Origin of the sequence: Falsiroseomonas ponticola (assembly GCF_016805305.1) — a bacterium.
Lineage (GTDB): Bacteria > Pseudomonadota > Alphaproteobacteria > Acetobacterales > Acetobacteraceae > Falsiroseomonas > Falsiroseomonas ponticola.
This window is the reverse complement of sequence record NZ_JAERQN010000002.1, coordinates 380,534-393,367: the sequence shown is the minus strand read 5'-3', so window position 1 is coordinate 393,367 and position 12,834 is coordinate 380,534. Positions and strand designations below refer to the sequence as shown.

11 protein-coding genes are annotated in these 12,834 nt (G+C 73.0%); 8 read left to right on the top strand and 3 right to left on the bottom strand.

The window, feature by feature from the left end:
- Positions 1 to 187 precede the first annotated feature (187 nt).
- The 7 genes from JJI54_RS09405 (at position 188) to JJI54_RS09375 (ending at position 8,118) form a co-directional block, all read left to right on the top strand.
- Positions 188 to 1,555, top strand: coding sequence for a flagellar hook protein FlgE (locus tag JJI54_RS09405; RefSeq protein WP_203072703.1), 1,368 nt, complete (start codon positions 188 to 190; stop codon positions 1,553 to 1,555).
- Between the two features lie 25 nt (positions 1,556 to 1,580).
- Positions 1,581 to 3,110, top strand: coding sequence for a flagellar hook-associated protein FlgK (locus JJI54_RS09400; RefSeq protein WP_203072702.1), 1,530 nt, complete (start codon positions 1,581 to 1,583; stop codon positions 3,108 to 3,110).
- Positions 3,111 to 3,112: 2 nt separating this feature from the next.
- Complete coding sequence (locus JJI54_RS09395; RefSeq protein ID WP_203072701.1) at positions 3,113 to 4,153, top strand: flagellin; 1,041 nt, start codon at positions 3,113 to 3,115, stop codon at positions 4,151 to 4,153.
- A gap of 294 nt (positions 4,154 to 4,447) precedes the next feature.
- Positions 4,448 to 4,945, top strand: a complete 498-nt coding sequence (locus JJI54_RS09390; protein WP_203072700.1) for a flagellar biosynthesis repressor FlbT — start codon at positions 4,448 to 4,450, stop codon at positions 4,943 to 4,945.
- A 195-nt stretch (positions 4,946 to 5,140) separates the two neighbouring features.
- Positions 5,141 to 6,331: a flagellin gene (locus tag JJI54_RS09385; protein WP_203072699.1), complete on the top strand. Its 1,191-nt coding sequence runs from the start codon at positions 5,141 to 5,143 to the stop codon at positions 6,329 to 6,331.
- Between the two features lie 79 nt (positions 6,332 to 6,410).
- Entirely contained in the window at positions 6,411 to 6,812 is a 402-nt protein-coding gene (locus JJI54_RS09380) for a flagellar biosynthesis regulator FlaF (RefSeq protein ID WP_203072698.1), read from the top strand.
- A 1-nt stretch (position 6,813) separates the two neighbouring features.
- Complete coding sequence (locus tag JJI54_RS09375) at positions 6,814 to 8,118, top strand: DUF1217 domain-containing protein (protein ID WP_203072697.1); 1,305 nt, start codon at positions 6,814 to 6,816, stop codon at positions 8,116 to 8,118.
- A gap of 30 nt (positions 8,119 to 8,148) precedes the next feature.
- Here JJI54_RS09375 and JJI54_RS09370 read toward each other — a convergent pair whose 3' ends face one another.
- Positions 8,149 to 8,433 carry a hypothetical protein gene (locus JJI54_RS09370; RefSeq protein WP_203072696.1) on the bottom strand — a complete coding sequence of 95 codons (285 nt, stop codon included), beginning with the start codon at positions 8,431 to 8,433 and terminating at the stop codon, positions 8,149 to 8,151.
- A 255-nt stretch (positions 8,434 to 8,688) separates the two neighbouring features.
- Here JJI54_RS09370 and JJI54_RS09365 point away from each other — a divergent pair, with 255 nt between their 5' ends.
- Positions 8,689 to 9,759: an AbrB family transcriptional regulator gene (locus tag JJI54_RS09365; RefSeq protein WP_203072695.1), complete on the top strand. Its 1,071-nt coding sequence runs from the start codon at positions 8,689 to 8,691 to the stop codon at positions 9,757 to 9,759.
- Between the two features lie 3 nt (positions 9,760 to 9,762).
- Here JJI54_RS09365 and JJI54_RS09360 read toward each other — a convergent pair whose 3' ends face one another.
- Both JJI54_RS09360 and JJI54_RS09355 read right to left on the bottom strand, forming a co-directional pair.
- Positions 9,763 to 10,758, bottom strand: coding sequence for a hypothetical protein (locus JJI54_RS09360; protein ID WP_203072694.1), 996 nt, complete (start codon positions 10,756 to 10,758; stop codon positions 9,763 to 9,765).
- Positions 10,759 to 10,866: 108 nt separating this feature from the next.
- Positions 10,867 to 12,819, bottom strand: coding sequence for an ATP-binding protein (locus JJI54_RS09355; RefSeq protein WP_203072693.1), 1,953 nt, complete (start codon positions 12,817 to 12,819; stop codon positions 10,867 to 10,869).
- Between the last annotated feature and the right edge of the window lie 15 nt (positions 12,820 to 12,834).

Here is a 12,834-nt window from a genome sequence, read left to right as displayed (position 1 = left end):
GCAGAAGCGGGCCGGGCCCCGGCAGGATCTGCCGCCGGACGGCAGGACTGGCCCCGCCGGCGGGGGCGCCGGGCTGGCACGGGGGTTGCGGTGGGACCGCGCCAAGGCACGGGGCGAGGCACCGCGCCAACCGGGCCCGGGGGCGGCGACGCCACCGGCCCGACACCCTCTCTGGAGCATCCGGACCATGTCGCTGCTCGGCTCGATGACCACCGCGATCAGCGGCCTTGCGGCGCAGGCCCGCGCGCTGGGCCATGTCTCCGACAACGTGGCCAACAGCCAGACGGTCGGCTTCAAGCGCACCGACACCAACTTCACCAACTGGCTGACGCGGTCGAACCTGCGGGTGAACCTGCCGGGATCGGTGGAGGCGCGGCCGGACTACACCAACACCGTGCAGGGCACGATCGAGCAGGTGGAGAACCCGCTGGCCATGGCGATCGCCGGCCAGGGCTTCTTCTCCGTCGCGCAGTCCCGCGGCGGCTCCGGCGCCGACGTGATCTTCGACGACCGGCAGATGTTCACCCGCGCCGGCGACTTCGCCATGGACCGCGACGGCTACATGGTGAACGGCAGCGGCTACTACCTGGAAGGCTGGACCATGCTGGCCAACGGCCAGCCGGACCGCACGACGCTGGCGCCGATCCGCATCTCCGAACTCGTCTACAACCCGGTGCCGACCAGCTCCATCGACCTGGCGGCCAACCTGCCGAGCAACGTGGACGCGGTGGCGGCGATCCCCGCCGCCGCGCCCTGGGCGCCGGCGGAGAACCCGGTCAGCAGCGTCATCCAGATCTATGACGCGCTGGGCAACCAGCAGCAGGTGACGCTGGACTGGTGGCGGCTGGATACCGACACCTGGCGCCTGCGCATCACGCCGGAGAACGACACGACCAACCCCGCCGATGGCCGCTTCGTGGACGTGCAGTTCGGCGGCCAGATCGCCGCCGGCCCGCCGGTGGTGACGGCGGCGCCGGGCACCATCTCCTCCATCACCACGCGCGCCAACACCACCGGCACCACGCCCGCGCCGACCGAGGCCGGGGACAACGCCTTCCTCGGCTTCACCGTCGATTACGGCTACGGGAACCAGGACGTGCAGATCAACCTCGGCGGCTTCGGCGTGCCGACGGGCCTGACCATGTATGCCGGCACCGAATACACGGTGCGCGACCTGTCGCAGGACGGCGTGCCGCTCGGCGCCTACAACGGCGTGACGGTGCGGGAGAATGGCGACGTCGCGGTGAACTACGACAACGGCCAGACGCGCATCGTGGCGCGCGTGCCGATCGTGGCCTTCAACGACCCCGACAAGCTGCAGAAGCTGGACGGCCAGGCCTTCCTGCGCACGGTGGAAAGCGGGGAGGCGCGCGTGACCGATGCCTCCACCAACGGGGTCGGCAAGCTCGTCACCAATTCGGTGGAGCGGTCGAACGTGGACATCGCGGCGGAGTTCTCGAAGCTCATCCTCGCGCAGCGGGCCTATACCTCCAACACCCGCATCGTGACCGCCAGCGACGAGATGCTGCAGGACACCATCAACATGAAGCGCTGATCCGGCGGCCGGGGAACGCTGACCGATGAGCCTCGACCTCGCCTTCACCGTCGCGCGCAGCGGCCTGCGGCTGCTGGAACGCCAGATGGCGCGCACCTCCAACGACATCGCCAATGCGGGGGTCGAGGGGCATACGCGCAAGGTGCTGGACGGCCGCGCCATGACGGCCGCCGGCACCGGCATCGGCGTGAGGAGCCAGCCGGTGGCGCGCGACGTGGACCTGGCGCTGATCGCCGCGCATGACCGCGCCAGGGGCGACGTGGCCGCCGGCGCGCTGCGGGAGGAGCTGCTGCGCGGCGTGGAGGCGGCGCACGGCTCCCCGGCCGATGGCGACAGCATCGGCGGGCTGGTGGGCGGGCTGCGCGACGCCATCGTCGCGCTGCGGGAAGCGCCGGGGGATGCGATCCGGCGCGGCGACGTGGTGGCGGCGGCGGAAGACCTGGCCGCGCGGATGAACAGCGTCTCCGCCGCGATCGGGGAGGCGCGCCAGCAGGCGCAGGACGCGATGCGGGCGGAGGTGGATTCGATCAATGCCAGCCTCTCCGCCATCGCCGGGCTGAACGACGCGATCCGGCAGGAGAAGGCGGCATCGCGCAGCACGGCGGAGCTGGAGGACCAGCGCGACCTGCTGATCGGCCAGGTGGCGGAAAGCCTCGACATCACCGTCATCCGCCGTTCGAACGGGGAGGTGACGCTGGTCGCCCGCGGCGGCATCAGCCTGCCGCTGGAGGAAGGCGCCACGCCCTTCTCGCTGGATGACGCGACGGTCGGCTCGGGCGCCTGGCACGGCAATGGCGGCACCCTGCCCGGCGTGATGCTGGACGGCATCGACGTGACGGCGCGGCTGGCCGGCGGGCGGCTCGGCGCCGCGGCCGCGCTGCGGGACGCGACGCTGCCGCGCATGCAGGCGGAGGTGGATGTGGCGGCCTCGCAGCTCGCCTACCGGATGGAGGCGCAGGGCCTGCGGCTGTTCACCGACGATGCCGGCACGGTGCCGGACGTGACGCAGCCCTATGCCGGCAGCGCCATGGTGGGCTTCGCCGGCGCCATCCGGGTGAACCCCGACGTGGTGGCGGACCCCGCGCTGGTGCGGGACGGCACGCATGCCGTGGTGGCGGCCCCCGGCGGGCCCACCGACTTCACGCCCAACCCCGCGACGGGGCCGGCCGGCTTTTCCACCCTGCTCGACCGGCTGCTGGATTTCAGCTTCGGCGCCGAACAGGCCGCGGGCACGCCGCAGCCCGGCTTCGCCAGCGGCGGGCTGGGGCCGGATGGCACCCTCTCCTCCCCCCTCAGCGGGCTGCGCACGCTGGAGGAATACGGCAGCGCCCTGGTGGCCGAGCAGGCCGGCACGCGCGCCGCCGCCACCGCCACCAAGGAACGGGCGGAGGGGCTGCGCGACGTCCTCTCCTCCCGCTTCCAGGAACGGTCGGGCGTGGATGTGGACAAGGAAGTGGCGTCGATGGTGCAGCTGCAGACGGCCTATGGCGTGAATGCGCGCGTGGTCTCCACCATCCAGGCGATGTGGGACGCGCTGTTCGGCGCGGTGCGCTGAGCATGTCCACCATCGCGACGATCGGCAGCATGGCGCTGGAACAGGCGCAGATGCGGTCCCGCGTGGACGTGATCTCCCGCCAGGTCAGCACCGGGCAGCGGGGGGCGGTGCATGGGGATCTCGGCCTCGATGCCCGGCGCGCCATCGACCTCAAGGTCGAGATCGCGAAGCGGGAATCCTTCACCGATGCCGCCGACCGCGCCCTGGCGCGGGCGGATGCGGCGCAGACCGTGCTCGGCCGGCTGCACGACCTCGCCAGCAACGTGGCGGCGGAGGCGCTGCGCGCGCGCACCCTCGGCGCCGTCGCCGTCACCTCGCTGGCCGATATCGCCCGCGCGGCGCTGGAGGAGGCGGCGGCGCTGCTGAACACCCGCCACGGGGGCGAATACCTCTTCGCCGGCTCGGACGTGACGAACCCGCCGGTGCCCGATGCCGCAACCATCACGACCGGGCCGATGGCGACCGCCATCGCCGCTTCGGTCGCGACGCTGGACCCGACCAATGCCGCGACCGTGCTGGCGGATACGCAGGCGATCGCGACCGACCCCGCCACCACCCCCTTCTCCGACTTCCTGGAGGGCGATGGCACGACGGAAGCGCGCCGGGCGCTGCAGGTCTCGGACGGCGAAAGGGTCGCGATCGGCGTCTTCGCCAACCGCGACAGCACGGATGAGGTCACGGCCTCCTGGGGGCGGGAGCTGCTGCGCGGCCTGGCGGTGCTGGCTTCGGTGGACCAGGCGCAGTTCGACACCGGCGAGGGCTGGCAGGACCTGCTGGAGGGCACGACGGAGGCGCTGAACGGCGCCGTCGGCGGCCTGTCGGCGGAGCAGGGCAAGCTGGGCGCCGCCTATGCCCGCATCGATGCGACGCGGGAGCGGCACGAGGACATGCTGGTGGTGCTGCGCACGCAGCTCGGCGACGTGGCGGAGGTGGACCTGGCGCAGGTTTCCGCCGAGCTGGCGCAGGTGAGGGAGCGGCTGGAGGCTTCCTACACCGTGACGACGATGATCTCCCGCCTCTCCCTGGCATCGATGCTGGGGTAGCGATGGCGGGACGGGATGGCTGGCCAGGATGGCGGCGGGAGGATGGCATGCGGGATGACGGGATGGATCGGCGGCGCGGCCTTCAACCCTGGTTAAGCCGAATGGGGGAAGATGCGTCTGCGACGTGCGTCCCTGGCGAGAAGGCCGGGGGGGCGCGGCGCGCCCTCGAAGGATCGAGCACGCGGCGCAGGCTGTGTGGTGGCGAAAGATTCGCGTTGGCCGGCGTTCGCCGGCCCCCCGGCATGGCGGGCTTCTACCCCCCCGCCGCCATGCCGCCAGTCTTGGGAGAGTGGCATGTCCACGTTGGTGCTCGAGATGCGTGCCGGTGAGTTGATGGTGGTGAACGGCGCGTCGCTGCGGTTCCGCAGCCGGACCCGGGTGGAGCTTGTTGCCAAGGCGCGTTTCCTGTTCGGCAAGCAGGTGATGGCCCCGGAGGCCGCGAACACGCCCGCGCGCCGCATCTATTTCGCCCTGCAATGCGCCTATGTCGGGCCCGAGGAGGACCGTGAATCCGCGATGGCGGATGCGCATCGCCTGGTGGCGGAATTCCAGGAGGCGACGACGTCGTCCATGGCCCGCCAGCTGCTGGAGCGCGCGCTGGCGATGGCCGAGCAGGATGAGTGGTACCAGGCGCTGCGGCTGGTGCGGCACGTGATGCGGCACGAGGCGACGGTGCTGGGGCTGGACGTGCAGACCGGCCTGCCGATGCCGATGGTGGGCGTCGCCGCGGCGGCGCAGGCGCAGATCCAGGCGCAGATCCAGGCCCAGGCGATGCGGCCGCACGCCGAGTGAGTTCTTCCTGCCGCGGCGAAGGGGGCTTTACGCAAGCTTCATTCCCGTCGTGGCAGGATACCGGAGAAGGCCCGCGGAGCGCGGGTCTCCGGCCGGTGGCGGCGGCGTCGTAGCGACGCGGTGCGCCCGGCCCCGTGAGGAGGGAGGCAAAATGCCGGCCTGACCACGGAACGCCTGTCGAAGGAGATGGGGACGATGTCCTCCGTCAACACCAATGCCGCCGCCATGGCGGCGATCCGCTCGCTGAACAACATCGGCAAGGACATGGGGAAGACCCAGCAGCGGATCGAGACGAACCTGCGCATCAGCAAGGCGGATGACGATCCCGCGGTGTTCGCGATCTCGCAGAACATGCGCGCCGACCTGAACGGCATGACGGCGGTGAAGGACAGCCTGAAGTTCGGCAAGTCCGCGCTGACGGTGGCGCGCGACGCCGCGACGCAGATCTCCGACGAACTCGGCCGGCTGAAGCAGACCATGACGCAGGGCCAGCAGCAGGGCCTGGATGCGGAGCAGATCAACAACCAGATCACCAACGCGCTGCAGAACATCGACGCCTTCGCCCGTTCCGCCACCTTCAACGGCGTGAACCTGCTGGTGAACGGCCTGACGGTGGAAGGCGTGACCAACACCTCGGTCGACATCGTGCGCGACATCCAGGGCTCCGTCACCTCCGTGCAGGGCACGGACAGCACGGCGGCGGGCCTGGACCTGACGGGCCTGTCGGTCACCTCCGCCGCCCGCACCATCACCTTCGACGACACGCTGGCGCCCGCGAATGGCGAGGTGCTGACCGTGACGGTGCAGCGCGACCTGGACAATGACCCGGCGACGGCGCTGGAAGACGTGGACCTGGTGTTCGAGTTCAGCGACGGCACCGCCGCGCTGGGCACCACGCCCGACCCGAATGTCCGCGTGTATGACGTGCAGTTCGAGGCGACGGACAGCCCGCTGACCCGCATCACCGCCCTGATCACGCGGATGAAGGAAGCGGGCCTGGATGCCGGCCTGAACAATGAGGGCGAGCTGTACATCCGCGGCAACTCCGAGGATGTCACCACCGACATCACCGGCGCCACGGTGGAAGCGGCGCCGGCGGCGGGCACGGGCCAGGATGAGGCGATCGCGCTGGTGGAAGGCGCCATCGACCTGATGGGCACGCGGCTTGCGAACCTCGGCGCCAATATCCGCCAGGTGGACGGCCTGACGACCTTCACCACCCAGCTGAACGACTCGATCAAGGAGGGCCTCGGCGCCCTGGTCGATGCGGACCTGGCGGAGGAAAGCGCGCGGCTGACCAGCCTGCAGACCAAGCAGCAGCTGGCGACGCAGTCGCTCTCCATCGCCAACGAACAGAGCCAGTCGCTGCTCAGCCTGTTCCGATGATCGGCTGACCGATCGTCGAAGGCGGCGGGGGCGCCGGCGGTGCCGGCGCCCCCGCCGGATCGTACAAACCGGAGGGATCATGAGCGCTGCGCGCTACGCCGCCACCCAGAACGCCCACGCCCATCCGCGCGACATCGAGTTGCGCGCCTTCCGCTACGTCAACGGCCTCATGGCCGCCGCCACCGACACGAAATCCCGCGCCACGGCGCTGGAGAAGGTGCACCGCCTGTGGTCGATCCTGATCAGCGACCTGGGATCGCCGGGCAACAAGCTGCCGCCGGCGCTGCGCGGGCAGCTCATCTCCCTCGGCCTCTGGGCGCAGCGGGAGACGGACCTCCGGCTCGATGACGGGGGCAGCCTGGAGCCGCTGATGGCGCTGCATCGCGACATGATCGAGGCGCTGGAAGCCCAGCGCGCCCTGCCGGCCGCGCCTTCGGCGCCCGCGGGCACCGTGCTGCACTTCGTCGCGGGCATGGCGTGACATGCTACCCGGCCTCGGCGCGCTGACGGCCTTCGCCGTCGCGAGCCGCGACGGCGCCAACCTGGAAGCGCGCTTCGCCGCGCGCGCCGACACCAAGGCGGCGATGGACCGCTTCCGGGACGCGGCGACGAAGCACCGGGATGTCGAGAGCCTGCTGAAGGACCGCCGCACCCTGCAGGTGGTGCTGGAAGCCTTCCAGCTGGAAGGCGAGATCGACAAGCGCGGCATCCTGCGCAAGATCCTGACCGAGGACCCGACCGCCGAAGGCAGCCTGGCCAACAAGCTGACCGACCGGCGCTGGCGCGAACTGGCCGCGGCCTTCGCCACCCGCCAGGCCAGCGCGCTGACGACGACGCAGGTGGCGGCGCTGACGACGACGCAGATCGCCGCCCTGACCGCGAAGCAGGTGGCGGGGCTGACCACGGACCAGGTGCGCGCCCTGTCCAGCACGCAGGTCGCGGCGCTGTCCACCACGCAGCTCCGCGCGCTCGGCTCCGCCGCCATCTCGGTGCTCGACCTGCCGGATGTGCGCGCGCTGGGATCGACGCAGGTGGCGGCGCTGCGGCCCGCGCAGGTGGCGGCGCTGACGCCGCTGCAGGTCGCGGTGATCGACCCCGGCGAGGCCCGGCAATGGAGCGCGGCGCAGATCCGCGCCCTCTCCTCCACCCAGATCGCCACCATGGGCACGGAACAGGTGGCGGCGCTGTCCACCACGCAGCTCGCGGCGATGAGCTTCGACCAGTCCCGCGCGCTGACCACGCGGCAGATGGCGGCGCTCGGCACCGCGCAGGCCGCCTCGCTCAGCCGCGCGACGCGGCTGGGGGATGAGGCGGCGGCGGCCGCGGCCGCGGCGGAAGCGGCCGCGACCTCTCCCTTCGCCGCCGATCCGGCCCTGCTGGACCGCCTGGTCGCCGGCGCCGTCACCAACCGCTACGAGAAGGCGATGGGCGAGGGCAATGCGGGGCTGCGGGAGGCGCTGTACTTCATGCGCAACGCCGCCAAGGCGACGACGATCGTCGGCCTGATGGAGGACAAGGCGCTGACCGCGGTGGTGCGCGGCGCGCTCGGCCTGCCGGAGAGCTTCGGCGCGCTGGATTTCGACCAGCAGAAATCGCTGCTGACCCGGCGGCTCGACATCACCAAGCTGCAGGATACGCGGGAAGTGGCGAAGATGGCGCAGCGCTACCTGGCACTGTCCGCCGGCACCACCAGCGGCGGCAACAGCGCGACGATGGCGCTGTTCGGCGGCAGCAGCGCCAGCACCATCGCCAACCTGTCCACGCGGCGCATTTCCTTCACCGCATGAGGCGCGCGCCGCCGGCGCGCGGCGGGGATTTCAGCGGGAGACGTCGACGCTCGGCGCGGGTTCGGGCCGCGGCTGGTCGCGATAGGCTTCCAGCTCCTTCGGCGTCGGGATGGACAGGGAGACCTCTCCCACCGCGTCGCGGAACTCGATCACCACCAGGCTCAGCGCGGGGTCGATCCGCAGGCGCGGATTGGGCATCGCGGGCGCGACCTCCGCTGGCGCCGTCTCGGCCGTCGAGGGCGTCTGGCCCCGCGGCGGCAGGATCGGCGTCGCGGAGGAGGCGGGGCTGGCGGGCTGGAGCATGGCGGTGCTCATGGGCGGACTCTTCCGGAAGCGCCCTCCTGGCGAGATGGTCCGCCCCTGGCGAGGCGGAGGCGGACAGCCGGGCGCGATATTTCCGGCGTCAACGCCCACCATGCGGGATGGCCGCTACCGAAGCGTTAAGCGCGGCCGGAAGAATGCGTCACGGCGCGAGAATCCGCCTTGACCATGAGCAGGGACCCAATCCTGGCACGGGTTTGACCGCATCGCATGGCGGGAGGATGCTGCACCACGGAAGAAATCTCGGTCGTGGCCCCCTCCCCTCCCCCTTCGCCGCCCGCGCCGCCCGGGCCCCTGGCCTATCTGCTGACGGCGCTGGCCGCGGCGGGGGGCGGGGCGCTGTTCTCCCTGCTGCATATCCCGCTGGCCTGGATGCTGGGCGCCATGGCGGCGACCGGGGCGCTGGCCTGGCATGACCGCGCGGCGGTGGCGCCGCCGATGCGGCCGGTCGGGCTGGTGTTCCTCGGCCTCGGCTTCGGGCAGACCTTCTCCACCCCCGTGCTGGCGGCGCTGGCCACCGCGCTTCCCTGGCTGGTGGTGGCGGCGGTGGCCAGCATCATCATCGGCGCGCTGGTGGCGCAGGCCTTCGCGCGCATGGCGGGGACGGATACGCGCACCGGCTATTTCGCGGCGGTGCCGGGGGGCGTCATCGTCATGGCGGTGCTGGCGCAGCGGGCCAATGTCTCCGTCCCCGCGGTGACGCTGGCGCAGACCATCCGGGTGATGCTGGTGGTGGTGATCTTCCCGCCGCTGATCACCTGGCTGGCGCCGCGCGGGGGGGCGGGCGCCTTCCTGGCGGAACGGCCGGCGGTGGACATGCTGGGCCTGCTGCTGCTGGTGCCCGCGGGCTTCGCGGCGGCCTTCCTGTTCCGGCTGATGCCGCTGGCCAATCCCTGGATGCTCGGCCCCTGCGCGATCGTGGTGCTGATGGCGGCCTTCGGCGTGCTGCCATCCGGCGTGCCGACCTGGATGGTCAATCTCGGCCAGATCGGCATGGGCGCCAGCCTGGGCCAGCGGCTGAGCCGCCGCTTCATCCTGAGTTCGCGGCGGCTGGCGCTCGCTTCCGTCGGCTCCACGCTGCTGCTCTCCGCCATCCTGGCGGCCTGCGCCGTGGCGCTGGCCTGGGTGTCGGGCCTGCCGGTCACGGCGGCGCTGCTCGGCATGGCGCCGGGGGGGATGCCGGAGATGACGATCACGGCCAAGGCGCTCGACATGGCGGTGCCGCTGGTGCTGGGTTTCCACCTGGTGCGCACCGTCGCCTGCAACCTGCTGGTCGATCCGATCTGGCGCATCGCGGTCAGGATCGGGCTGGCGAAGTAGCGGCTATCCTGCCCGCCAGTTGAGGCGGCGCAGCAGCCATTCGCGATAGGCCAGCGCGATGTCGGGCGCCGCGCAGAGGGTGGAGGAGAGCATCGTCGCCTCCGCCGCGCCGACGCGGCGCGCGCCGTCATCGGCCGGGCCCGGCGCTTCCTCCGCCCATCGCTGCGCCGCACCCCGCCACAGCGCCACCACATCGGCGGAGGTGAGCGGCGGCAGCACGACCAGGGCGCGGGTGCGCAGCGCGGCGCCGGCGGCGCGGGCGGCATCCAGCAGGTCCGGCCGGTGCGGATCCGGCAGCAGGTCGCCGAGGGAGGGGATCTCCGGCGCCATCTGGTCCCGCCCCCCGCCCGCGGCATCGAAGGCGAACCAGGCGGCAAGGCCCAGCGCGGCGGCGCGGGCGCCGGGCGCGGCGCCGCAGATCACCAGCGCATCCGCCTGGCCGTTCCGCACCGCGGCCTCCGCCGCCGGGCCGGACAGGCCGAAGATCGGCGTGGTGCGCCGGCCGAGCAGGTCGAGCGCCAGCAGCGCCGCGGCTTCCGGCGCGCCGGGGCTGGGCAGGGCGACGCGCAGCGGCGCGGCATCCGCCGGCGCGCCCCGCCCCGCCACCACCGCGGCCTGCAGGCTGGCGCAGAGCGCCGGCCATTGCCGCGGCTCGTAGCGGGCGCGGCTGTCCCCCACCAGCTGCGCCTGGGCGGCCAGGCCCGGCAGCATCAGCAGCACGCGGCCATCGGGCGCGGTGGAGGAGGCGAAGCGGTTGGCCGCCGTGATGCCATCCGGCCCGCCCAGCACCGCGACGCGCACCGCGGCGGCCTGCACCAGCCCACGCGCCAGCGCCGCGGCGGCGCGGGCGGCCATGCGCGCTTCCGGCCCATCCTCCGGCCCCGGGGCCAGCAGGGTGGCGGCTTCCGGCACGGGGGCGGCGGCACGGGATGGGCGCGAGGCCGCGGCCAGCGCCGCCGCCAGGGCCGCGCCGGTGAGCCCCCTTCGGGTCGGGTACATGCTTCCCATCCCCCTCGGCCTCTCCATCCGCCGCCACCTAGCCGCCGGAATGAGGCGCAATCGTGGCAGGCTCCTGCCAGCCCGTGGCGCGGCGGCAGGGGCCAGCCTTCAGGATGGCGTCTCCACCGCCTGGCCGGCGGCGCGGGACAGGGCGGAGAGGCTGCGTTCCACGAGCGGCGGCAGGCCGGCCAGCAACCGGTCCGCCCGCGCCGCATCCCCCGCACGGGCGGCCGATTCCAGCGCCAGCGCAGCCTCCCGCAGCGCGGCCACGCCGAAGGTGCCGGCGGCCGCCTGCAGGGAATGGGCCTCCTCCTCCAGCACCGGCAAGGGCAGCCCGGACAGCAGGCGGCGCAGCCGCGCCTCGGTTTCCGCCACGAAGATCGCGATCAGGTCCGGCAGGCGCCCGGGGCCGAGCGCGCCACGCAGCTCCTCCAGCGTCGCGCGGTCCAGCAGCGAATGGGGCGGGCCGGGCTCCGGCCCCGGGGCCGGGCGGCGCGGGCGGCGTTCCATCAGCGCGGCGACGGCGCCCACCAGCGCGTCCCGGTCCACCGGCTTGGCGAGGTGGCCGTCCATCCCGGCGGCGAGGCAGCGTTCCGCATCGCCCGGCATGGCGGCGGCGGTGAAGGCGAGGATGGGGACCTGCGCCGCCTCCCCCTCCAGCGCCCGGATCATGGCGGTGGCGGCGTAGCCATCCAGGCCCGGCATGCGCACATCCATCAGGATGGCGTCGTAGGAACCGCGCCCGGCGGCGGCCACCGCCTCCATCCCGTCCGTCACCAGATCCACGGCGAAGCCGGCGCGGCGCAGCATGGCGGCGGCGACCAGCTGGCTCGCCTCCCCATCCTCCGCCAGCAGAAGCCGGCCGCGCGGCGTGCCATCCGGCGCGCGGCGGGGCGGCGGCGGCGCCGGGGCGTCCGGCAGCAGCATGGCGGGCGCCGTGCCGGCGGGCTGGTCGGCCGCGGCCACCAGCGGCAGGTCGAAGCGGAAGACGCTGCCGGCGCCGGCCTCGCTCTCCACCGCGATGGTGCCGCCCATCAGCCCGACCAGGCGGCGGCAGATCATCAGGCCGAGGCCCGACCCGCCATGCCGCCGCGCCGTGCCGGAATCCGCCTGCTGGAAGCGCTGGAACAGGCGGCGGCGGAGCGAGGGGGAGATGCCGCAGCCGCTGTCCTGCACCTCCACCACCAGGCGGTCGGCGAAGCGGGCCAGGCGGATCTCGACCGCCCCGGCGGCGGTGAACTTCACGGCGTTGTCGGCCAGGTTCAGCAGCACCTGGCGCAGCCGCTGCGGATCCCCCACCACGCGCTTCGGCAGGGCCGGGTCGATGCGGGCGCAGAGCCCGATGCCCTTCTCCGCCGCTGCCGCCGCCTGCAGGGCCAGCACGTCCCGCACGGGATGGTCGAGGTCGAAGGGGATGGATTCCAGCTCCATCCGCCCGGCCTCGATGCGCGAGAGGTCCAGGATCTCGTTCACCGTCCAGAGCAGCGTGTCCCCGCAGCGGCGGGCGGTGTCCACATAGGCGCGCTGCTCGGCATCGAGCGTCGTGTCGGTGAGGAGGGAGAGAGTGCCGAGCACGCCGTTCAGCGGCGTGCGGACCTCGTGGCTCATGAAGGCGAGGAATTCGGATTTCTCGGCGCTCGCGCGCTCGGCCGCGCGGCGGGCGCGCTCCGCCGCGCGCTGGGCGGTGCGGGCGGCCTGTTCGGCGGCCACGCGCTCCGTCACGTCATGCTGGATGCCGAGGATGTGGCGCAGCCGGCCATCGGCGTCGAAGACCGGGGAGAGGTGGAGTTCGTTGACGAAGCGCCGCCCGTCGCGCCGGTAGTTGACCAGGCGGATGTCGAGGGGCCGGGCCTCTGCGACCGCGGCGCGGATGGCGGCGATCGCCTCCGGCTCCGTCCCCGGGCCCTGGAGGAAGCGGCAGTTGCGGCCGATCACGGCCTCCGGCGGGTAGCCGGTGATGCGGTGGAAGGCGGGGTTGGCGAAGATGATGGGGCAGTCCGGCAGCGTCGGGTCGGCGATGACGATGCCGGTGGGCGCGGCGGCGGCGGCGGCGGCCAGCACGGCCGGAAAACCGGC